The 19,466-nt window shown below is 67.5% G+C and carries 17 protein-coding genes; 11 read left to right on the plus strand and 6 right to left on the minus strand.

Features of this window, described 5'->3' with window-relative positions:
- Positions 1-487: 487 nt before the first annotated feature.
- From AB4Z09_RS16870 to AB4Z09_RS16880, 3 genes are all read right to left on the minus strand, one after another.
- A complete protein-coding gene (locus AB4Z09_RS16870; protein WP_442240236.1) occupies positions 488-1,840 on the minus strand; it encodes an MFS transporter in 1,353 nt (450 codons plus the stop codon).
- 451 nt (positions 1,841-2,291) lie between these two features.
- Positions 2,292-2,825 (minus strand): dioxygenase family protein, encoded by a 534-nt coding sequence (locus tag AB4Z09_RS16875; RefSeq protein ID WP_442240237.1) that lies wholly within the window; start codon positions 2,823-2,825, stop codon positions 2,292-2,294.
- A gap of 39 nt (positions 2,826-2,864) precedes the next feature.
- A complete protein-coding gene (locus AB4Z09_RS16880; RefSeq protein ID WP_442240238.1) occupies positions 2,865-3,815 on the minus strand; it encodes an AraC family transcriptional regulator in 951 nt (316 codons plus the stop codon).
- Positions 3,816-4,050: 235 nt separating this feature from the next.
- Here AB4Z09_RS16880 and AB4Z09_RS16885 point away from each other — a divergent pair, with 235 nt between their 5' ends.
- Positions 4,051-4,416 carry a YbjQ family protein gene (locus tag AB4Z09_RS16885; RefSeq protein WP_114721413.1) on the plus strand — a complete coding sequence of 122 codons (366 nt, stop codon included), beginning with the start codon at positions 4,051-4,053 and terminating at the stop codon, positions 4,414-4,416.
- A 194-nt stretch (positions 4,417-4,610) separates the two neighbouring features.
- On the opposite strand, the gene AB4Z09_RS16890 is transcribed toward AB4Z09_RS16885, so the two are convergent.
- Positions 4,611-5,759: a DUF7927 domain-containing protein gene (locus AB4Z09_RS16890; RefSeq protein WP_174907716.1), complete on the minus strand. Its 1,149-nt coding sequence runs from the start codon at positions 5,757-5,759 to the stop codon at positions 4,611-4,613.
- 193 nt (positions 5,760-5,952) lie between these two features.
- Entirely contained in the window at positions 5,953-7,194 is a 1,242-nt protein-coding gene (gene wecB, locus AB4Z09_RS16895; RefSeq protein ID WP_174907718.1) for a non-hydrolyzing UDP-N-acetylglucosamine 2-epimerase, read from the minus strand.
- 247 nt (positions 7,195-7,441) lie between these two features.
- On the opposite strand from wecB, the gene AB4Z09_RS16900 reads away from it, so the two are divergent.
- The 10 genes from AB4Z09_RS16900 to AB4Z09_RS16945 all read left to right on the plus strand — a co-directional run bounded on the left by AB4Z09_RS16900 (position 7,442) and on the right by AB4Z09_RS16945 (position 17,566).
- Positions 7,442-10,198, plus strand: a complete 2,757-nt coding sequence (locus tag AB4Z09_RS16900; protein WP_442240239.1) for a LuxR C-terminal-related transcriptional regulator — start codon at positions 7,442-7,444, stop codon at positions 10,196-10,198.
- Between the two features lie 15 nt (positions 10,199-10,213).
- The gene (locus AB4Z09_RS16905; protein WP_114721290.1) at positions 10,214-11,068 is read left to right on the plus strand and encodes a class E sortase; all 855 of its coding nucleotides are present in this window, start codon (positions 10,214-10,216) and stop codon (positions 11,066-11,068) included.
- A gap of 2 nt (positions 11,069-11,070) precedes the next feature.
- The gene (locus AB4Z09_RS16910) at positions 11,071-11,226 is read left to right on the plus strand and encodes a hypothetical protein (RefSeq protein WP_174907722.1); all 156 of its coding nucleotides are present in this window, start codon (positions 11,071-11,073) and stop codon (positions 11,224-11,226) included.
- Positions 11,223-11,753: a DUF2020 domain-containing protein gene (locus tag AB4Z09_RS16915; protein WP_442240240.1), complete on the plus strand. Its 531-nt coding sequence runs from the start codon at positions 11,223-11,225 to the stop codon at positions 11,751-11,753. The genes AB4Z09_RS16910 and AB4Z09_RS16915 overlap by 4 nt, the downstream gene beginning before the upstream one ends.
- A 155-nt stretch (positions 11,754-11,908) precedes the next feature.
- Positions 11,909-12,691 carry a septum formation family protein gene (locus AB4Z09_RS16920; protein WP_442240241.1) on the plus strand — a complete coding sequence of 261 codons (783 nt, stop codon included), beginning with the start codon at positions 11,909-11,911 and terminating at the stop codon, positions 12,689-12,691.
- Positions 12,688-14,298, plus strand: a complete 1,611-nt coding sequence (gene wsfD / locus AB4Z09_RS16925) for a glycan biosynthesis hexose transferase WsfD (protein WP_442240242.1) — start codon at positions 12,688-12,690, stop codon at positions 14,296-14,298. The genes AB4Z09_RS16920 and wsfD overlap by 4 nt, the downstream gene beginning before the upstream one ends.
- Positions 14,299-14,345: 47 nt before the next feature.
- Positions 14,346-14,879 (plus strand): exosortase/archaeosortase family protein, encoded by a 534-nt coding sequence (locus tag AB4Z09_RS16930; RefSeq protein ID WP_442240243.1) that lies wholly within the window; start codon positions 14,346-14,348, stop codon positions 14,877-14,879.
- Positions 14,876-16,249 carry a glycosyltransferase gene (locus AB4Z09_RS16935; protein ID WP_442240244.1) on the plus strand — a complete coding sequence of 458 codons (1,374 nt, stop codon included), beginning with the start codon at positions 14,876-14,878 and terminating at the stop codon, positions 16,247-16,249. Before AB4Z09_RS16930 ends, AB4Z09_RS16935 begins: the two co-directional genes overlap by 4 nt.
- Before the next feature lie 131 nt (positions 16,250-16,380).
- Positions 16,381-16,569, plus strand: coding sequence for a hypothetical protein (locus AB4Z09_RS16940; RefSeq protein WP_114721283.1), 189 nt, complete (start codon positions 16,381-16,383; stop codon positions 16,567-16,569).
- A gap of 10 nt (positions 16,570-16,579) precedes the next feature.
- The gene (locus AB4Z09_RS16945; protein ID WP_174907732.1) at positions 16,580-17,566 is read left to right on the plus strand and encodes a hypothetical protein; all 987 of its coding nucleotides are present in this window, start codon (positions 16,580-16,582) and stop codon (positions 17,564-17,566) included.
- Positions 17,567-17,592: 26 nt separating this feature from the next.
- On the opposite strand, the gene AB4Z09_RS16950 is transcribed toward AB4Z09_RS16945, so the two are convergent.
- Entirely contained in the window at positions 17,593-19,323 is a 1,731-nt protein-coding gene (locus AB4Z09_RS16950) for an amidase (protein ID WP_442240245.1), read from the minus strand.
- Between the last annotated feature and the right edge of the window lie 143 nt (positions 19,324-19,466).

A 19,466-nucleotide genomic window follows, 5' to 3' on the forward strand; every position in this document is an offset into this window, starting at 1 on the left:
AGCAATCTGCCGAGATATGTGGTTCGGATATGTGGTTCGGGCATTACGGTGGGACACGAGAACCTCCGAGCGGATGTGGGCCTTAGACAAGCCACACCCCACTCGGAGGTTCTCTTCACATCAAGCCGACACGCCCGCTACCAACGTCCTGACCGGGTACAGTTAGGGCGTGTCTCCTGGGCCGCGGTGGAGGGATCGGTGACGACTGCTGGTCGTGTCGGCCACCAAGCACTTCAATGATGAGCAGTGGTTGTTGATCGAACCGGTGCTTCCTTCCTCGGACGGCCTGCGGGCCGCCTGTTCCGAGACAACCGCCGGGTGGTCGACCGCATCGTCCACCGCTACCGGGCCGCAATCGCGTGGCGGCGGGACGTAACCTACCGATTTTCGGCCCGTGGCACACGATCTGGAAACGTCAGCGTCGGTATGTGAGATGGAACCTGGGACACGATTTCGGCCGCACATACCAACACTGCAGTCGATCCCGTCACCGTTTTGCACGGCGGGCGAGGACCACGAGGCAGCCGAGGGCGAGGACGGCCAGAGCGACGATCAACAGTCCCACCCGCCAGAGATTGTCGACCTCTCCGTTGATGAGGGCCACCATCGCCATCGGAGCCATGCCCCCGAGAATGGCTGCAGCCTGGTAGCCGAGCGAGGCGCCCGAATAGCGCACCTCCGGCGGGAAGAGTTCTGCGAACAGAGCTGCCTGCGGACCGGTCTGGAACGACATGACGACGCACGAAATGATCAGGGCGGCAGCGAGCGGCCAAATGTTCTGCGGTGACGAGGCGCCGACGAGCAACCACATCGGAACGGCCCATAGCCCCATGCCCACGATGCCGATGCCGTAGATCAGCTTGCGGCCGTAGATGTCGGACAGGTACGCGGTCAGCGGCACCATGGGTACAAGCACTCCCGCTGCCACCAGGATGATCGCGAGGACATCCGATCGGGCAATGTGGAGGGTTGTAGTGGCGACCTGTACCGACCCCGTGATGGTGAGATAGAACATCACGATGCCGACCAGGTAGGTGCCACCGGCCATGATCACGGTGCCCCCGTTGTTCCGGATGACCTCGAGAATTGGGGAACGCCGCTTGATCGGTTCGGCGGCCAGCTTGGCCTCGAGCTGCTGGAACTCGGGGGTTTCTTCGAGGTAGCGGTGGATGGCGAATGCGACGAAGAGCATGAAAAGGCTGATCCAGAACGGGACGCGCCAGCCCCATGACATGAACGCCTCCGGTGTCACCGCCCACGCTGCGATGAGGAAGACCGCGTTGCCGACGACCACGCCGATCGGGATGCCGAGCTGGGCAAAGCTCCCGTAGAAGCCTCGTCGGTTCGGGGGCGCGTACTCGGTGGCCAGCAAGACTGCGCCACCCCATTGCGCCCCGACAGCAAGGCCTTGGCAGATGCGCAGCAGCACCAGCATCGTCGGGGCGAGCCACACGATCGAGGTGTCCGGCACCAGTCCGATCAAGGTCGTCGCGATGCCCATGATCAGGATCGCAATCACAAGCACCGGCTTACGGCCGTATTTGTCGCCGAAGTGACCGGAGATGATCCCGCCGATGGGCCGTGCGATGAAACCCACCGCGACGGTAGCGAACGAATTGAGTGCGGCGACAACTTCGCTCTGAGTGGCAAAGAACGTCTTGTTGAAGACCAGAGCGGCGGCTGTCGCGTAGATGAAGAAGTCGTACCACTCGAGGGAGGTTGACACGGCGGCGGCAAACGCAGCCTTACGGGCCGCTCGGCGCGGGTGCGGCGGCGCAGCGTTCGCCGGCGCAGCGTTCGGCGCCGTGGTCTGCTGCGGGGAAGCCGATGTTGGGGGCATCTTCGCCTCTTTCGAACTCATGGGACAGACCGAGCGAACGCTCGGTAGCGATGTTCACGTAACATAGGTGACGCACGCCACTGCAGTCAACTTCTGGCGAGGACGCCACACTGTTGTCGAATGGGACTCCGACCGTGCGCTCCCTGGTCGCTGAGTCCCGTGAGGGCGGAGTGGGCTCGGTGGTGATTGAAGTGAAGCAAGCCGGGGTAGAGCAGTTCGGCGTTCGGCTTCCGAGGTGTAGAAGCGGGCGCAGGCCCAACCCACCGAGAGTGCGGTGGAACCGCTCGATCTTCCCGTTCGTCTGAGGCCACCCCTCCTCGCACCACCCCGAGGATGAGGAAGAGATGATGGCCGAGGCGGCCGTGCCGGTGGATCAGGCGAGCCGTCGCGACCCGGACGAGGTCGCCGCGGAGTTCCTCGGCGAAATCCTCGGCGCGCGCAAGATCGACGGTTAGGCGCCGGATACCGGCGACGTCGACCGTTCGAGCGTGAAGTCGATTGTGGCCCGGTCGATTCCGCCGACGCCGGGTCGGGGGTCGAGGATCGCCTTCGCCGGGGCGTCGTGGCGGATCCAGGCGTCGCGGCGGAAGTGCAGGCGAGTGGTCACGGTGCGCATCCGCGGCGCCTTGACCGTGACGTGCAGGTGCGCCGGTCGCCACGGGTTCCAGCCCTCGTTCGCGATGAACCAACCGGTCGGGCCGTCAGCCGGAATCTGATAGGGCGCAGGCGTAATCGTCGCAATCGTGAAACAGCCGTCGTCGTCGGTCGTGACCGTGACGACCGTAGAGGTGCCCGCACGGACCGTCCCGCCGTTGTCGCTGCGACGGACCTGGACGGAGACACCGCGCACACCCCGGCCCGTGTCGTCGTGGATGCGACCTGTCAGCACGAGTGGGCTGCCGACGGGATGTCTCGCAGGTGAGAAGGCCGTGGTGTGGGGAGCGGGCGAGCGAAGGCGGGTCGGCACGGACGTCGAGAAGAACACGGGGATCCCTTCGGCTGGATTATGTCGGCGGACAGAGGATCAGGTCGTGCGGAGGGCCGAGGACGGGGAGACGCCGAATCGGCTGCGGTAGGTGGCCGCGAAGCGGCCGGTGTGGGCGAAGCCCCAGCGCAGGGCCACCGCGGTGACCGTGTCGCCCGGGTCTGCGGCGAGGAGATCGTCGCGGGCGCGGACGAGGCGGATGTCGTTCAGGTACTGGGTCGGACTCCTGCCCACGTACTGCCGGAACCCTTCCTGTAGTCGGCGCACGCTCACGCCGGCCTGCTCGGCCATCTCGCCGGCCGTCCACCGGTGGGCGGGGTCGCCGTGCAGGGCGTCGATGACCCGCTTGACGATTCGTGGTCGCGCCGCGACGGCGCCCTCCGTGCCCTCCGGATCGTCCGGTACGGCCGCGAGGACGAACGCGGTGGTGACGGCGCTGAGCAGTTGGTCCGCGACCAGATCGTTCTGCAGCAGGCAGTTCGGTCCTTCCATCTGGTCGGACAGCGATTCGACGAACCGCATCCACGTCGTCCCTGCGGGGGCGGACAGGTCCACCTGGCTTGGCAGTGGACGATCGGGGCGCGCGAGGATTCGATGCATTTCCCGTTCCAGGTACTCGTGATCGAAACGGACACCGATGATTTCGCACGAGGCAGCCCAGTGAGGGATCCGGGTGTCGGTGTCGGGTGGGCACACCGTGGCGGTGCCCGGCAGCGACGACACCTCGCGCCCGCCGACGACCGAGTCGAGTCGACCCGACACCGGAATGTTGACGCCGTAGGCACCGGGGTGATCGGACCGGATCGAGACGTCGGCACCCCAGCCGAGTCGAGCGATGCGGACAGGTCCCTCCCCGGTGCTGCGCGGAAACGCGCAGTCGGTGCGGACGGGAGTGCGAGGTGTGAGGGTGTGCGGAAAGTAGGCGTCCGCGACTACTTGCGAGATCTCGTCCCAGTCCCGCGATTCGATCTTGCCCGACGGCATCGACATCGTTCCGACCTCCCGACTCGCGTTTCGGCTCCGCGTGTCTCAGGTGTATGAGCCAATTGAACGCCGACGGCAGGCGTGCCGCCAGGGGCGCCGACCGCTCGGTGAGAGGTTCCCGCGCGATCCGGATCGGGTCAGCGCTTTCCGGACTGAGCAAACGAACATTCGACCGGGCGTCGTCGAGCCGCGGCCGCAGCCGATCGGGACGTTGTCGCAGCTGTTGTCTAGCCTGATCGGCATGCTTGTTGTGACGACGAACGACATTCCCGGCTGGGAGATCCAGCGCGTGATCGGCGAGGTCTTCGGACTGACCGTCCGGTCCCGCAACATCGGCTCCCAGATCGGCGCCGGCCTCAAGTCGCTGGTGGGTGGTGAGCTCCAGGGCATGACGAAGAACCTCACCGAGAGCCGCAACGAGGCGATGAGCCGACTGATCAACGAGGCGTCGCAGCGGGGCGGGAACGTGATCGTCGCGATGCGGTTCGAGACGTCCGACCTCGGCGGCAACTGGTCGGAGATCTGCGCGTACGGCACCGCGGCCTACGCGGTACCCGTCACCGACGCCGCGAGGCAGACGGCAGCCGAGTTGGGCTATCGAAACTGACGCGAGCCGTCGAGTCGAACCGGTTCCCTGTCCCGTCCGCGGGACTGGCTGTCGGGAGTCGACGCCGCACGGTCAATGACCGAACGGCGGTCACGCGCGGCGAGGGGCCTGCGGCAAGGACGCGAAAGGCCCTGCCCGAGATCGGAATCGAACTCGGGCAGGGCCGGTCGCGCGCGGGAACTGGGTGACCGGGCTCAGGCTGTTCCGGTGCGTCGCCGGCGGAGCAGCAGGACGCCGCCTCCGGCCAGGCCCACTGCCGCCGTGATTCCGGCGACGGCCGGGTTCACGAGGGGGACGGCAGCGGTGTCGGCGGTCGCCATTTCGAGGCAGTCGGCGGTACCGGTGCACGAGGCCGGCACGCCTCCGGGCAGGGCGGACGGGGCGGCCACGAGGGACACGAGGTTGTGGTCACCCTGCTGCGCATACGTTTTGGTGACCACGCTGTAGACGATGGTCACCGTCTGGCCGGGCTGCAGGGTTCCGGCAATGCCGAAGGTGTCGACAGAGCCCTGGACTGACAGGGCGGCGTCCGAACTGGTCGGTCCGGAGACGAGGTCCGCGTCGTCGAGCAGGCCCGCGAGCGCCAGCGCCTGGTCGACCGCGAGCGGTTGGGCGCCGGTGTTGGTGAAGGTGACGGTGTAGTTGACCACCTGGTTGTCGTCCAGCGGGCCCGATGCGTCGGCAGTGTGCGTCACTTGCAACTCGCTCGGTGCCGCGTCGAGTCGCAGCGAGATGTTGTCGGCGTACGCGTCGAGCGAGCCGTAGGCGGCGGTGAAGACGAGGTCGACCGTCACAGAGCGGGTGCCGACCGGAACGGGCGCCGAGGCGTCGCGGCGGGCGAATCCCCGTACGCCACCGCGGTCACTGTTGGTCACGGCGGGCAGCGAGAAAGTGCCCAGGACCGTACCGGACGCGTCCGTGAAGGTGTAGTTGACGCCGACGCGGTCGTTCTGGCCGGCGATCGCGCCCAGGTAGGCCCCGCCGAGTGCGGTCACCTTTCCGGTGTCGATACTGGCCGCGGACGGCGTCAGGTCGACAACCTGCGTGGCCTTCCTGTTGGCATTACCCGAGACCCCGAAGTAGCTGGTGCCGCCGTCGAACGTCTTCCCGGTCGCGCCCTTCTCGTTGACGATCGTCGGCTGCAGACCGGTGCTGTAGGCCCTCGACGCGAAGGTGGTGCCCGTCCATTCGGTGATGCCGTTCTCGGCGTCGCCGTTGACGATCAGCTCACCCGGTTGCGCGGCCAGCGGATCCGCTCCGGCCGGTGCCGCGGCGATTCCCCAGGTGGTCGCGGTCAGAGCCGCAACCGCCAGACCGGAGACGGTCCTTGCGAACGACGCCATCCTCATTCTTGCTCCATTCTCGTGCCGCCTGCAGCGTCACGGGTCCGCAACAGGTGGGGACTCCCCCCACAGTCAGGTTCGCCCACGAAGTGGCACGGAGACGGTTCGGCGAGATCACTGTGCGGCCTCGCGCGCGGACTGTGCGCCATCCCGCACCGCTGCGGGATGGCACGAGCACGCTCCGACGGTCCGGCTATCCGACCGATACGGCGATTCGCGTCGAGGATGAGAAGTCACCGTCGGGTGCGTAGTCCGGCAACCGCGACCCGGCCCCGACCAGTTCGGCAATCGCGGCGGCGGCGCGCGCGCCGGCGTGCCCGTCGCCGTACGGGTTTCCGGCGGCCGTCATCGTTCGGTACGCGTCGGCGTCGAGGAATAGCCGCGTCGCCTCGCTGAAGATCGCGTCCGGTCGGGTGCCGACCAGCAGAGCACACCCGGCGTCGATGGCCTCGGGGCGCTCGGTGGTGTCGCGCAGCACCAGTACGGGTACTCCGAAAGTCGGTGCTTCCTCTTGGATTCCGCCGGAGTCAGTGAGGACCAGATGGGCGTGACGGAGCGCGGTTGCCAGGTCGGTGTACTCCAGCGGCTCGGTGAGCAGAATGCGTTCGTGCCCACCCAGGTTCGCGGTCAGTGTCTCGCGCACCATCGGATTCGGGTGCATCGGGCAGAGAACGACGATGTCGGGCACGGCCTCGACGATCCGTCGCACCGACTTCGCGATCGCGCTCATCGGTGGCCCCCACGACTCGCGGCGATGCAGCGTCAGCAGAACGAGGCGTCGACCGCCGGCCAACGCGGTCCGCAGGGCGGGGTCGGTGGGCGGGATGTCGCTGGACGCCACGGTGAGCAGCGCGTCGACGACGGTGTTGCCCGTCACCGTGACCCGATCGGGCACGACACCCTCGTCGAGCAGATTGCGGCGGGCCAGGTTTGTGGGGCACAGATGCAGCGCCGTCACAGCCGCCGTCATCCGCCGATTACCCTCCTCCGGAAACGGGTTGCCGAGGTCGTGCGAGCGCAGCCCGGCCTCGAGGTGGACGACGGGGATGTTCTCGCTGAACGCGGCCAGGGCGGCCGCGGTGGAGCTGGACGTGTCACCGTGGACCACCACCGCGTCGGGGCGTTCGGCGCGGAGCACCGCACTCGCGGCGGTGGTGACGCGGCCGGACAGCCGGCCCAGCGGTTGACCCGGCTCCATGAGGTTCAGGTCGTGGTCGGCGGAGATCCCGAACGTGGCGTGGACCTGGTCGACGAGGCCGGTGTGCTGGCCGGTGACGATGACGGTCGGGTCGAGTGCGGGATGGGCCTCGAGTGCCTTCACCAGGGGTGCACATTTGATGGCTTCCGGGCGGGTTCCGTAGATGACCGCGATTCGAGCCGACTGTGACTCGCTGCGCGCGGATTGGTGCGACAATTTGCTGTCCCTTTCGCTCATCTCGATCCGCAGTCCGACTGTCGGATCGGTGCATTCGTCGACAGCCAACCCGACCTCTCGATGCTGTCGGGTCTTGCGGAGCCAGGAGGCGGGGCGCCGCACAGATCGGTGCGGCACCCCGCAGTTCCCGCACCGATTCGGTGAAATCCCCGCCGACCCGTGGTTTACGGAGGCGGAGAGCTCTGGTCAAGCGTTAGATATAGGCGATCACGATCAATATGACTGGGAGAAGGGCGCGACGGCAACGATGAACGACGGCGGATTCCGCAGCCGCACGGCCGAGCCGATCTCCACCCTTCGACAGGTTCAGGATGCTTTCGAGGCCGCCGAACTCGGTCTCGGATCTGCGCTCGTGATCACTGGACCCACCGGGTCCGGACGCACTCGTCTGCTGGGCGAGTTGGTCGTCAATTCCTCCTTCGACACGGTCTCCATCGGCGGCGCGTCGAACGTGTGCGAGCAGGTCGACTACAGCCTGATGGCGTTGCTCGGCCGATCGGGTCGGCAGCGCGATGCTTCCCGGCGGACGGCGGGGCTCGAGATCCGCAAATCCGCGATCGCCACCCGCGCCGAACATCTGCTCGACGCGATCGCGCGGCATGCCGATCACGAGGGGCCGTTGGCGATACTCGTCGACGATGCCGACCGCATGGGGGAGGACTGCCAAACGCTCCTCGGGTACGTGGGGCGAAGGCTCGCGAATCATCGGGTCGTCCTGGTGCTCGTCAGCGGAGTCGAACCGCCCGAACCGTTCCTGCCCCTGTCTCAAGTCGCAGTGCCCCCGCTCGGGAAGGCCGCTGCAGTCGCGCTCATGACCGAGGCGCTCGGAAGAACCCCGGCGCCGGCTCTCGTCGATGAGCTGCACCGCATCTCGCGCAGTAATCCGGGTGCGTTGCTGGAACTGTGCGAGACGGTCACCGACYGGCAGGTCGACGGAATCGAGTCGATCCGCTATCCGATCGTGGTCAGCGGCTCCCGCGCGTCGCGTTGGATGGAAATCGACGACCGTATGACCGAGAACCAGCGGACGATGTTGTCCCTTCTGGCGGTGGCAAAGTCGGTTGCGGTACCGGATCTGCTCGAACTGGCTGCGGACCGGGCAAGCGCCGACCCCGAACGCGAGTTGGACGGATTACTCTCGCTGCGACAGCTGGAACGGATCGGGGACCGGGTACGGATCGGCAATCAGCTGGACCGGTGGGCCGTCTACGGGACTGCCACCCCCGGTCGCCGGACGCTCGCGCACACCCTGGTCGACGAGCGTGGGTATCAGAGAGAGCTCGGTAGCGGACGTGACGGCGTCACGGACGCTTCGGTCCTGCGTCCTGTCGACGCGGAACTCGAGCCGCAGCAGGTCCTGGAGAACGCCGACGCGATGGCCCGCGAGTGGTCGTGTTCTGTCGCCCTGTCGATTCTGCGTGACGCAATCTCGATGTCGTGCGGCACGAGCGCGAGCGCACTGCGGTTGACCGCCGCGAAGCTCGCGCTCGAACAGGGATTCCGCAGCGACGCCGAGAGTCTCGCGGACGAGGTGGTGTGGTCGGATGCATGCGTGGCAGACCGTGCCGCGGCCGAACTCGTCAAGATCGAGGCGCGCTATCTCGCCGATCGGCCGATCAACGTCGAGTCCGTCGTCGATGCAGTGCGCGAGTGTGCCGACGAGGCCCCCGCCGCCGCGATGGACTTGGCAGGGGTCGCGATACTCTTTCAGCTCGAGCAGGGCCAGTTCTACGGTGTGTACGAGCTGTACAGGTTGGCGGAGCGTATCCACACCCGCCACCCCGGAAGCCCCTGCGATGCGCTCACGCTGGCACGCATGAGCCTGGCGCTGGCGCGGGAGAACTCCGAGGAGGCGCAGTCTCTGCACAACGAGGCGGACGCCGTCGAGCCGTTCTCCCGGCGTGACTTTCGCGGTATCGCCGCCTCGGGAATGTTCCTCACCCGGCTGGGACGGGTCGAGGAGGCCCGGGCACGGTTCGAATGCGCTTCGAATCCGTCCCTGACCCCGCTCCAACGGATGTACCTGCTCACGGCGCAGGTCGACTGCGAGATCATTGCGGGAAACCCCGTCGGAGCGAGGAATCTCTGGGAACACGCCGACGCGATCCTCTCGTCTCACACGCACCTGCGCACGCTGCGGCTCGCTCAGCGCGTGCAGATCCTGGGGTTACAGGGACAGTTCTGTGAGGCCGAACAGATTGCGGCCCAGTTGCTTTCCGTCAGTGCGTCGGGGGAGATCGACAGCCTGCAGGCGAGGGTGCTCGCCGTGCTGGGCGAGAACGCATTGATGCAGGGTGATGCGGAACGGGCGATCGCCCTGCTCGAGCAGAGCATCGACCACGTCGACCGGCATGCGTGCATCTGGAAGACGCAACGGTACGTCGACCTCATCGAGGCGCTCGTGCTTGCCGGCGACCTGCGGGCCGCGGCGCGCATGCTGGACGTGACGACCGAACGGCTGCAGCGGCGCACCCAGACGACTCTGACGTCGGCGATCCTGGCACGGGGACGGCTGCTGGTCGCCGAAATCACTGATGCCCGTGAGCTGGTCGAGTTGGCGCTGGGTTCCCGGGACGACAAGGTTCCCGCTCTGGAGCGGGCTCGTTCCCTGGCGATCTATGCCGACAGGCTGCTCGAGCACGGCAAGGTGACCCAGAGCCGTCAGCGTGCGCGGACGGCCTTCGCGCTGTTCGAGCGCATCGGCGCCGACGGGTGGATCAGTGGTGGTCGTTGGTCCACCCGCACTGGTATGGAGGCCGCCGCGCCCCCGGCATCCGGTGATCCTCGACTCGGGACGCTGAGCGACATCGAGCGGCGGGTGGTCCAACTCGTCGTGCAGGGCATGCGCAACCGTGAGATCGCTGCGCAACTGTACGTTTCGCAGCGCATGGTGGAGAAGCATCTCACCAGCATCTTCCGCAAACTTGGTATCCGTTCGCGCGCCGAGGTCTTCGCGTTGATCAAGAACGAGCAGCCGGCGTCTGCCTCGAGCATCCCTGTGTGAGGTTCCGAATCCCCTATGCCCGGACGACATCGATATTCGCCGTACAGCCCCACGCGGGTGGTCCTGGACGCGCCGGTCACACGCGCGCAACGAATCTACCGTGGGGCAGGCGAGGCGCTGCTGACCCTCGCGCTGATCGGGGTCCTGTTCATCGTGTACGAGGTGTACTGGACCGACCTCACCTCCGACCGCAAACAGCGCACGGCCACAGAGCAGCTCGATCAGCTCTGGTCCGAGCCCGACCGCGAGCGGACTGCGACCGAGTCGGTGTCCGGACCGGTCGGCTTCGCGAAGCTGCACATCCCAGCCTTCGGCAACGATTTCCAGCTGACGGTGGTGCAGGGCACATCCGACGCCGAGTTGGAAATCGGGCCGGGGCACTACGAGGGAACCGCGCAACCCGGAGAACGGGGCAACTTCGCGCTCGCCGGTCATCGCGTGGGCAAGGGATCCCCGTTCAACGACATCGACCTGCTGAACACCTGTGACGCGGTGGTGGTGGAAACCCGGACCCATTGGTTCACCTACCGGGTGCTGCCGAGCGCGAGCGAAGCGCTGGACTGGGCGACCAACAGGAAACCTGCCACGTGTTCGGCGGATTCGGTCACCGTCACGCCACTGCCGGCGCCCTATCAGCGCGCGGTGGGGCAGCAGGTGGTCGATCCGACGGCTATCGGTGTGATCGCACCGGTGCCGATGGACGCGGATTACGCGGAGCCGCCGCAGGACGGAGTCGCGCTGCTGACGCTCACCACCTGTACGCCCCGTTTCTCGGCGACGGATCGGCTGGTCGTGCAGGCAGTCCTGGTCGACACGGCGGAGAAGGATCCGCTGAATCCCGTTGTTCCCAAGTCCCTCTCGGAAGGATAGTTGTGTACGCCTGGATCTGGCGGCATCTGCCCGGCCCCTGGCCGGCGAAACTGGTCGCCGCGGTGGTGCTCTTCGTCGCGATGGTGGCGTTGCTGATGCTCGTGGTGTTTCCCGTGGTCGAGCCGTTCGTCCCGTTCACCCGGGTGGCAGTGCTGTGAGGGCCGACCACGCGTTGGCCGGTGTCGTCGTGGCCGTTCTGCTCGGCGCAGTTGTCGGTTGCGGTGCGGCACAGGATGCGCCGGAGGTGGCGGCGGCACCGTCGGCCGTCGTCGCCGCGGTACCCGACGTTCCGGTCCCGCGTACGGCGGGCGACTGCTCGGTCCTCTCGGTCGAGCAGGTCGAGGAGCTCAACGGCGAACGGGTCGGGTCGGTGCTCGTCGATCCGACCGTCGACCCGCCCGCGTGCGTCTTCACCGATCCCGGCGGCGCCGTGGTGGCCTCGGTGTGGGTGGCGCGGACCGAGGCCGAGACGACGGCGGTTGAGGTGGTTGACCGCGCGGCGCCGATATCGACCAGCTCGCCCGCGTCGGAACCGGCGGGCTGGAGCGGCGGCCGGTTCGGGGGTCCGGACGGCGCGGTGTACGCGGTTGCACGTGGAACAACCGCGGTCGTCGTCACCACTGCGCAGCCGCAGTCGGTGCGTGCGCAGCGGTTGGCGCTCGCGGTCGTCGAGACGATCGGGTGACGGGCCGGCCGAGCAGGGCGGTACGGCGCTGCGCACCATCGCGTGCGTGGTTCCGCCCTTTCGTCGCGAGCCGTGGTTCGAGTGTGCGGGGACCAGTACCGTCGGTGTGTTCGCGTCGCCGCGGAACGTGTCAGGACTCAACGAGGAGCGGTTGGTTGTTCAGGTCGATCTTTGTGATCGCGGCGGCGTCGGTGGTCGCGACGTTCGTCGTCGCGTGTGGGACCGAACCGGACACCGCGCTTCCCACCTATCAGGCCGCCGAGGGCACCTGCTACGTCCGCGAGACTGCAGAGGAGATGCTCTCGCTCAGCAACGTCTCTCCGTGGATCAATTGCGAGTATCCGCATCAGCTCGAGGTGTACGGATTCGGTGTGTTGCCGGACGATCTGCTGAATCAGCCCGATCGTCCGTCCAATGCCTTGGAGCGCCTGCRGGCCTCGGATGTCTGTCCGTGGGACGGGATTCGCGGATACCTGGGTGCACGCGAATTCGATTACCAGTACGGAATATCGGTGTGGGCGAAGTACCCGACCCAGAAGGAATGGGCCGGCGGGCTCCGCACGGTGGTGTGCTCGCTCGGTGTGCAGGATCCGCTGCAGCCGGAGAGCCGCCCCGAGTTCACCGGATCTCTGCGGAACATCATGGGACGCACCATCTCCGATGGCATTCGGCTGTGCCGTTCGGGTGAGAAGCAGACGGTGTGTTCACGTCCGCACGACGCCGAGATGACCGGGTCGATCCCCGTGCCGAACGGGGACGCCCAGGTCCGCCTCGATGCGGCCTACCGCGCCTGCCAGCCGGTGATCGACCAGTACACGGCGGGGCAGCGGCCGGACGACTTCGTGATCAAGCCGCTCGTCGGTGAGACGTCCGCGGATTGCTGGTACGGCCCGGCGACCGGCACCGTCATCGGCAGCGTGCGCGGTGGACTCAGATGAGCGACAAGTTCGAACTCGTCGACTCGGACGGTGTCGGATTCACCGAGGATCCACTGGCGTTGGTGCCCGGCACCAAGCCCCCGAAGCCGCGCCCGCGACTGCGGGCGGCGCTCGCGACGGTCTCCCGGATCTTCGGATACCGGATCGAGGGCACGGCGCTCGGCTGGGTATCGGTGGGCGCGGGCGCGGCCTTCGCGGGCCTCATGCTGATGCGTCTGTTCTACGGTGGCGCCATCGGCCTCAGTGACCAGGGCGATGGTCAGCGGCTCACGTGCGGCATGGGTCTGCGCGCCGGAAACCCTTACAACACTCCGGTCGACGACCTGGTGTACACGACGTACTTCGACCACCGGTGGTACGGCGAAGACTGCCCGTGGAACACATACGGGCAGGCGTACAACTCGTCGCAGCTCTACCTGCTTCAGCTGGCCGAGTGGTTGACTCCGCTGTTGCGCCTGCCTGGAGTCATGGACCTGCGAGCGCTCGGCGTCCTGTGCGCCGTCGTACTCGGCCTGCTCGCCGGACTCCTCTTCGCCTGGACCCCGGGATCGTTGGTGGGCAAGGCGTTCGTCGTCAGTGGCGTGTGGCTGGTGGTGGCCGACGCATCGTTCGCCGGCTACTTCGTGTCGCCCTACAGCGACACCGGGGCCATCCTCGGTGTACTGGCGTTGATGGTGGCGTCCCTGGCGATGTGGCGGGCGCAGCGCGTGCACTGGTGGCACGTCGCCGCGATTGGGCTGATCGCGCTGTTCACGGCAACGACCAAGACCCAGGCGGTGACGTTCGCCRTCGTCGCGGCCGGGCTGATGCTCTGCCGCCGTGTGGGTGACCCGGCGTCCCTCGGCCAGTATCCGTTGCAGGGCAGGTGGTTCGGAATCGGCGCGGTTGGTGCACTGCTCGCCTCGGTCGGCCAGTACCTACGCACGCAGCCGGCCCGGTTCGCCGAACTGAACCAGTACAACGCGGTTTTCGTCGAGATGCTCCCGCACAGCCCACATCCCGACCAGGACCTGGCCCGGCTGGGGCTCGATCCGTCGCTCGTGTCCGGTGTCGGCTCCCGCATCAACTCGCCGAACTCGGTCACGGAACTTCCGGGTTACCAGGGCTTCCTGGACAAGACCTCCATGTGGGATCTGCTCTCGCAGGTCTACCTGCACGAGCCCACCCGACTGCTCTCGATGATGGGGCGGGGTCTCGTGGGAATGTCCAAGCTGCGGGCCGACTACATCTACTCGTATCCGTGGTATTCGGGACGGCCCGACACCCAGGAGTGGCGGGTGTCGGTCTTCTACCACTTCTGGCGCATGATGTTCGGCGCGCTTCCGCTGCTCATCGTCGCGTTGACGCTCGTTGCATGCGTGCTGTTCGTCGCGGTGCTGCGGGTGTGCCCGGACCAGCAGGACAAGAGCATCGGCGCGACCGGCCTGTTCCTCGCGGTCGCCGCGATCGCACAGTTCTGGGCGGTGAATCTCTCCGACGGTGCGTCCGATCTGATCAAGCACCTGATGCTCACCAACCTCACCGTCGGACTGGTACTCGTGCTCGGCGTCTATTCGACGGTCGTGTTGCGGTCGAGTGTGATCCGGGAACGAGGAGTCCCGAAGTGACCGCCGGACGAGGGGTGCGCATGCCGGATGCTCCGTCGGTCCGATGGATGGGGGTCGGGGTCTATGCCCTGATCATCGTGATGCTATTGATTCGCCAACCTCAGTTCCGTGCCTGGGAAGCGGGGTTGGCGGCGCTGCTCAACGGCCTCGTCGGGGCGCCCACCAAATGGGTGCGCGGGTCCGACACCTTCTATGTCGGCATCGGCACCAACAAGGTGTTCGCCCTGGAACTGGTCACCGGCTGCAGCACCGCGCTGCTGATCCTGCCGATGCTGCTGCTGGCCGCCATCTACCTCCACTTCGGCCGGGTCCGGCTGTTGCACATGACGATCGGACTGGTCATCAGCTGCGTGGCCATGCTCAGTGTCAACATGATCCGCCTGGTCGTCGTGGGGGTGTACACGGTGCACAACGGGCGCTCCGGCTTCGAGATGGCGCACACCATCATCGGGTCGCTCATCGTGTTGGCGGGTGGATGCACGACCCTGGTGGTCTTCAGTAGGTGGATCGGTCGGGCCAGCACGGTCGCGGATGGTGCCGGTCCGATCCGTGCGCGATTGAAAGAGAGTCCCTGTCAGTGACCTTCGATACCGTGCTCGGCCTGACGATCGTGCTCTCGCTGATCCTCGGCCTCGTGTTCCTGGTGTATGTGATCGCCATTCTCGTCCCGTTCCTGCGCCACGTTCCCGAACGCCCCGGCGACCCGGACGAATTCGAACTGCACTTCATCATCCCCTGCCTCAACGAGGAAGTGGTGATCGGCGACACCCTGAGCTACCTGCGGCGACACTTCCCGGACTGTCACGCGTGGGTGACCGACGACGAGTCGGAGGACGGGACGCGCGACGTCGTCGCTGCGATCGAGCAGTTCGATCCCATGGTCCACCTCCTCCCACGCACCCTCCCGAACGCCCGTACCGGCAAGGGCGACGCGCTCAATTTCGGTTATCGCGCGATCGACGCCCAGCTGCCCGACGACGTCGACCGGAACAAGGTGCTGATCTGCATCGTCGACGCGGACGGACGACCTGCTCCGAACATGCTGGAGATCTCGGCGGGCCCGGACTGCTTCGGCAACGACTACGTCGGGTCGGTGCAGGTCGAGGTCCGGATGAGCAACCGCGCGGATCCGCAGCCGCTCGGCCCGGGTCGGAAGTGGAAGAACAGGTTCGCCCGGACCCTGGTGCGTCTGCAGGATCTGGAATTCCGGGGTCCGATCTCCGCGATGCAGATGGCCCGGCGCTACTCACGGACCGTCAGCATCGGCGGCAACGGTCAGCTGAGTCGGCTGTCGGCGCTCGACGCGGTCGCGGCCCGATTCGGTGAGCCGTGGCACGGCGCACTGCTCGAGGATTTCGAACTCGGACTGCACCTGATCCTGCTGGGATGGCGCAATGCGTACACCACGGCGAGCTGGGTCGATCAGGAGGCGCTGCCGGAATTGAAACCGCTGATCCGGCAGCGGGTTCGCTGGGCGCAGGGCGGAATGCAGTGCATCCGCTATCTGCCGGCGATCTGGCGCTCACGGCGGGTGACCAACCTCGGCGCATGGGAGATCACCTATTTCATGCTGACTCCCTGGCTGCAGGTGATCGGCACGATCGTCTATCCGTTGCCACTGCTGGTGATGACCTGGAACATGGTCAACTACCCGGAGTTCTTCAAGTCGTACCTGGTGAGCGGCGGGTGGGCGCTGTTCGTGTCCTATCTGATCCTCGGTGTGGGCGAGTTCGCGATCTGGGGTCCGCTGTATCGCCGGCGCAGCGAACCGCAGCTGTCGCGTCTCCACGGGATCGTGTTGGGCATGAGCTACGTGGGCTACATGCTGATGTCCTACGTCGTGGCGTGGAGGGCCTTCGGGCGCCTCATCAGTCGTCAGAGCGACTGGGTCAAGACGAAACGCAACGCCGAGCGAACGTCGGTGCCGATGCACCGGATCGCCGGCACCTGAGTGGTGCGGTAGCGCGCACCGAACCCGCACATCGGGACCGCCCGGCGCTGGCGGCGGTGCTGCGCGAGGCATCATCGAGCGGGGTAGCGGAGTATCGGAGTCGAGAACGACACGAGAAGAAGAGGATTCGGATGTACACACTGGGTGCGGGGCCTAGTGCCGGTGCGGGCTCGGCGGCCGTGGCCGGTGGGGGAACGCTGGCCTTCACGGGCGCGCCGGTTGCCGGCGCCCTGGTCCTGGTGATGTTCGTGCTGGTGATGGGGCTGCTCCTCGTCCGTGCATCGCGGGTGCGGCCGAACGAGCTGCCCGATCTGGCCTGACACTTCCGTCGTGCGTCGTCGAATCCTTCTGTCGGGAGCGGCGATTGCGTTCGTTGTCGCGTCGGTACTCGCCGTCGTGACGGTGTGGGACACACGTGACGCAGACCGGCTCGACGGCGGCGGACACGACGACCCGCCGACCGCCGCGTATGCGGCACCTTCCGTGGTGCCGGCCGAGCCACCGATCCGGACGCCGGACCCCGCTCGGACCGCGGGACCGTTCGTCACGTACAACACGTATCCCGGTTCGGCGCATGCGCAGTGGGGCAAGTACTCGATAGCGCTGGAACGGGACGGCAGGTACTACCTGCTGTCTGCCGGTCATGTCGGCGGCAAGGTGGGTGCGCACCTCGAGCTCGGGTGGTCGGGGCCCACGCAGGCGGTTGTCAGCCACAGCACCCGCCGCTGGGATGCCGACTTCGGCTCGGTCACGGGTGGATCCGGTCTCGACATGTCCATGGTGGACACCGGTCCGGAGCCCGTCTCGCCGGTGCTGACGTTGTCGGCGGCCCGCGGCGCGACGCCGGACGACGTCGTGGTGGTGCCGACAGGGTCCGGGACCGATCGAGTGACGCTGCCGCGCACGGCGAGAATCGCCGCTGTCGCCGACGACCTCGAGCCGGGGGCCGTCGTGTGCCAGTCCGGCGCCGAGTGGTTCGCGTCGGAATACACCGCGGCGGCCGGCAACGTCCGGTGCGGACGCCTGACGGCACCGTGCCCCACTACGAGCGACACCTGCAGTTTCGCCGGCCTCGACGCGGCCCCCGCCGTCGCCCCGAACGATTCCGGAAACCCCGTGTGGGTACCGCGGGCCGACGGCACGGTCGCGGTCCTCGGGATCGTGTACGCCGCCGGCGGGTGCGACAGGTCCTCGGGTACCTGCCCGACCGGCCTGTTCACCCGGGTGCAGGCGTACACGCGACGGGAGTGGGCGGCCGATGAGACCCTGCCGGGGGCGCCGACCGGCGAGGGCGGTCGGATCGTCATGGATCACTGAGCAGGTCGAGTCCCGGGCGGTGACGATCAGATGGCGACCGTCGACGTCGTCGGCAGGAAGTGGAATCCGAAACCGATGTTCGCCGTGTTGGTCGGATCGGGGCCCGGACCGGGGGTGGTGACCCGGACCTGCGGGATCTGCCGCGGCGCCGGCGCCACCGGGGGCGCCTCGGTCCAATCGGGGCGCGCCGCCTGTAGTTCCAGTGCGATCTCGATCAGCGCGGTCTCGTCCCACGGGCGCCCGCCGATCTGGACCCCGAAGGGCAGCCCGGTGGCCGCGGAACGTCCGGCCGGCGTGCAGATCACGGGGGCGCCGGTGAGGTTGGCCCACCGCACGTCCCCGGTCGTACCGCCGAACACCGAGACGCCCGCGATCTCGAGTCGCTTGGACCCGTCCACCTTCGAGCCCGGCACCAGGACGGCGTCGAGGTCGTTGTCGGCGAACATCCGGTTGTACTCGTGCTGGTACACCAGTCGGTTGCGGGCAGCGGTCATGTAGTCGATCGACGGAACCGCCAGTGCCGCCAGGGCGCCGGCGACGGTCACGTTGTTGTCGAGGCGGTAGGAGCCCAGCTTGTCGGCGAACTGTTTGTGGTAGCTGCCCATCTCGGCGGAGTCGCCGGTCAACAGGTCCGGGCCGGCGATCGGCAGCGCGACGTCGACGAAGCTGCCGCCGAGGCGTCCGATGAGATCGAGGTACTCCGCGAACAGTGTGCCGAGTGGTGCGGGCAGCGCATCGACACTGCGTCGGGCCACACCGAACCGCTTGCCCGACAGCGGTGTCGGGCCGCCCTTCGCGGCGATCGGGTAGCCGCCGGCCGGGACGTCGGGGCCGACCGTCGTCGTCGGATCGTCGGGATCCGCGCCCGCCATGAAGCCGAGGAGTAGTGCGGCGTCGGCGACGCTGCGGCCCATCGGTCCGGCGTGGTCGCGGGTCCACGTCAACGGAATGACGCCGCGGGTGCTGCACCGGCCGAACGTCGGTTTGATCGACGTGATCCCGCACGCGCTCGCCGGCAGACGGAGCGAACCGCCCGTGTCGGTGCCGGTTGCGAGCGGGACGAAACGCGCCGCGAGGACGGCCGCGCTGCCGCCCGACGATCCGCCCGGTGAGTACTCGGTGTTCCACGGGTTGCCCACCTGTTCGGTGGCGACGCCGATCGCGAACTCGTCGGTGTGCGCGTGACCCATCAACACCATGCCCGCGTCGCGCAGGCGCGTCCACGCCGTCGAGTCACCGGCGGCGATGTTGCCCTCGAGAACCTTGCTCGACGCCGTCAGCGGCAGGCCCGCGACCGCGAACAGGTCCTTGAGAGCCAGCGGCAACCCGCACACCAGCGGGGCGTCGCCGACGGCGGCGCGGCCCTTGCCCGACAGTCGCTGCGCCGCAGCATCGGCTGCCTCGTACGCCATCTCGGGATAGATCCGCACCCAGCCGCCGGTCGCGCCGTCGAAGGCGGCGCTGCGGTTCAGGCAGGCGTCGAGCAACTCTCGGGGATGCAGCGTGCCGGACTGCAGGAGGCTGGCGGCCTCCACCGCGCTGAGCAGCGCGGGATCCGTCGCCGTGATGGATCCGGGTGCGGGAAGACCCTGCGCGGGGGCACTGCGGCGGACGGTGGATCGCGCCGCGGCCACCCCGGGGGCCGCCACCGCCGCCACCGCCGTCACGCTCGCCGCGCCGGCCGCACCGAGCGCGGCCGCGCCCAGGAAGCCCCGTCGTGTCAGCCCGGACCGCGATCCGCCCCCCACTGCACTCATCGACTTCGATCCCTCCGCACTGCCCGACTCCCCAGAAGGCTAACGGCCGAATCGATCGAATGCTTGATGGCGACGCCCGCGGGAGGGTCCGGTGATCGCCTCGGTCACAGACCGGGATCGCTTCGGTCCTTCCCGCAAAATGG

The sequence above is a fragment of the Rhodococcus sp. TAF43 genome, assembly GCF_052113525.1.
Lineage (GTDB): Bacteria > Actinomycetota > Actinomycetes > Mycobacteriales > Mycobacteriaceae > Prescottella.

Excerpts from the sequence above, each read along its gene's own strand:
- AB4Z09_RS16870 (WP_442240236.1), bottom strand. The coding sequence starts at position 1,840 with ATGCCCCCAACATCGGCTTCCCCGCAGCAGACCACGGCGCCGAACGCT.
- AB4Z09_RS16880 (WP_442240238.1), bottom strand. The coding sequence starts at position 3,815 with ATGTCGATGCCGTCGGGCAAGATCGAATCGCGGGACTGGGACGAGATC.
- AB4Z09_RS16885 (WP_114721413.1), top strand. The coding sequence starts at position 4,051 with ATGCTTGTTGTGACGACGAACGACATTCCCGGCTGGGAGATCCAGCGC.
- AB4Z09_RS16890 (WP_174907716.1), bottom strand. The coding sequence starts at position 5,759 with ATGGCGTCGTTCGCAAGGACCGTCTCCGGTCTGGCGGTTGCGGCTCTG.
- wecB (WP_174907718.1), bottom strand. The coding sequence starts at position 7,194 with ATGAGCGAAAGGGACAGCAAATTGTCGCACCAATCCGCGCGCAGCGAG.
- AB4Z09_RS16905 (WP_114721290.1), top strand. The coding sequence starts at position 10,214 with ATGCCCGGACGACATCGATATTCGCCGTACAGCCCCACGCGGGTGGTC.
- AB4Z09_RS16930 (WP_442240243.1), top strand. The coding sequence starts at position 14,346 with ATGGGGGTCGGGGTCTATGCCCTGATCATCGTGATGCTATTGATTCGC.
- AB4Z09_RS16940 (WP_114721283.1), top strand. The coding sequence starts at position 16,381 with ATGTACACACTGGGTGCGGGGCCTAGTGCCGGTGCGGGCTCGGCGGCC.
- AB4Z09_RS16950 (WP_442240245.1), bottom strand. The coding sequence starts at position 19,323 with ATGAGTGCAGTGGGGGGCGGATCGCGGTCCGGGCTGACACGACGGGGC.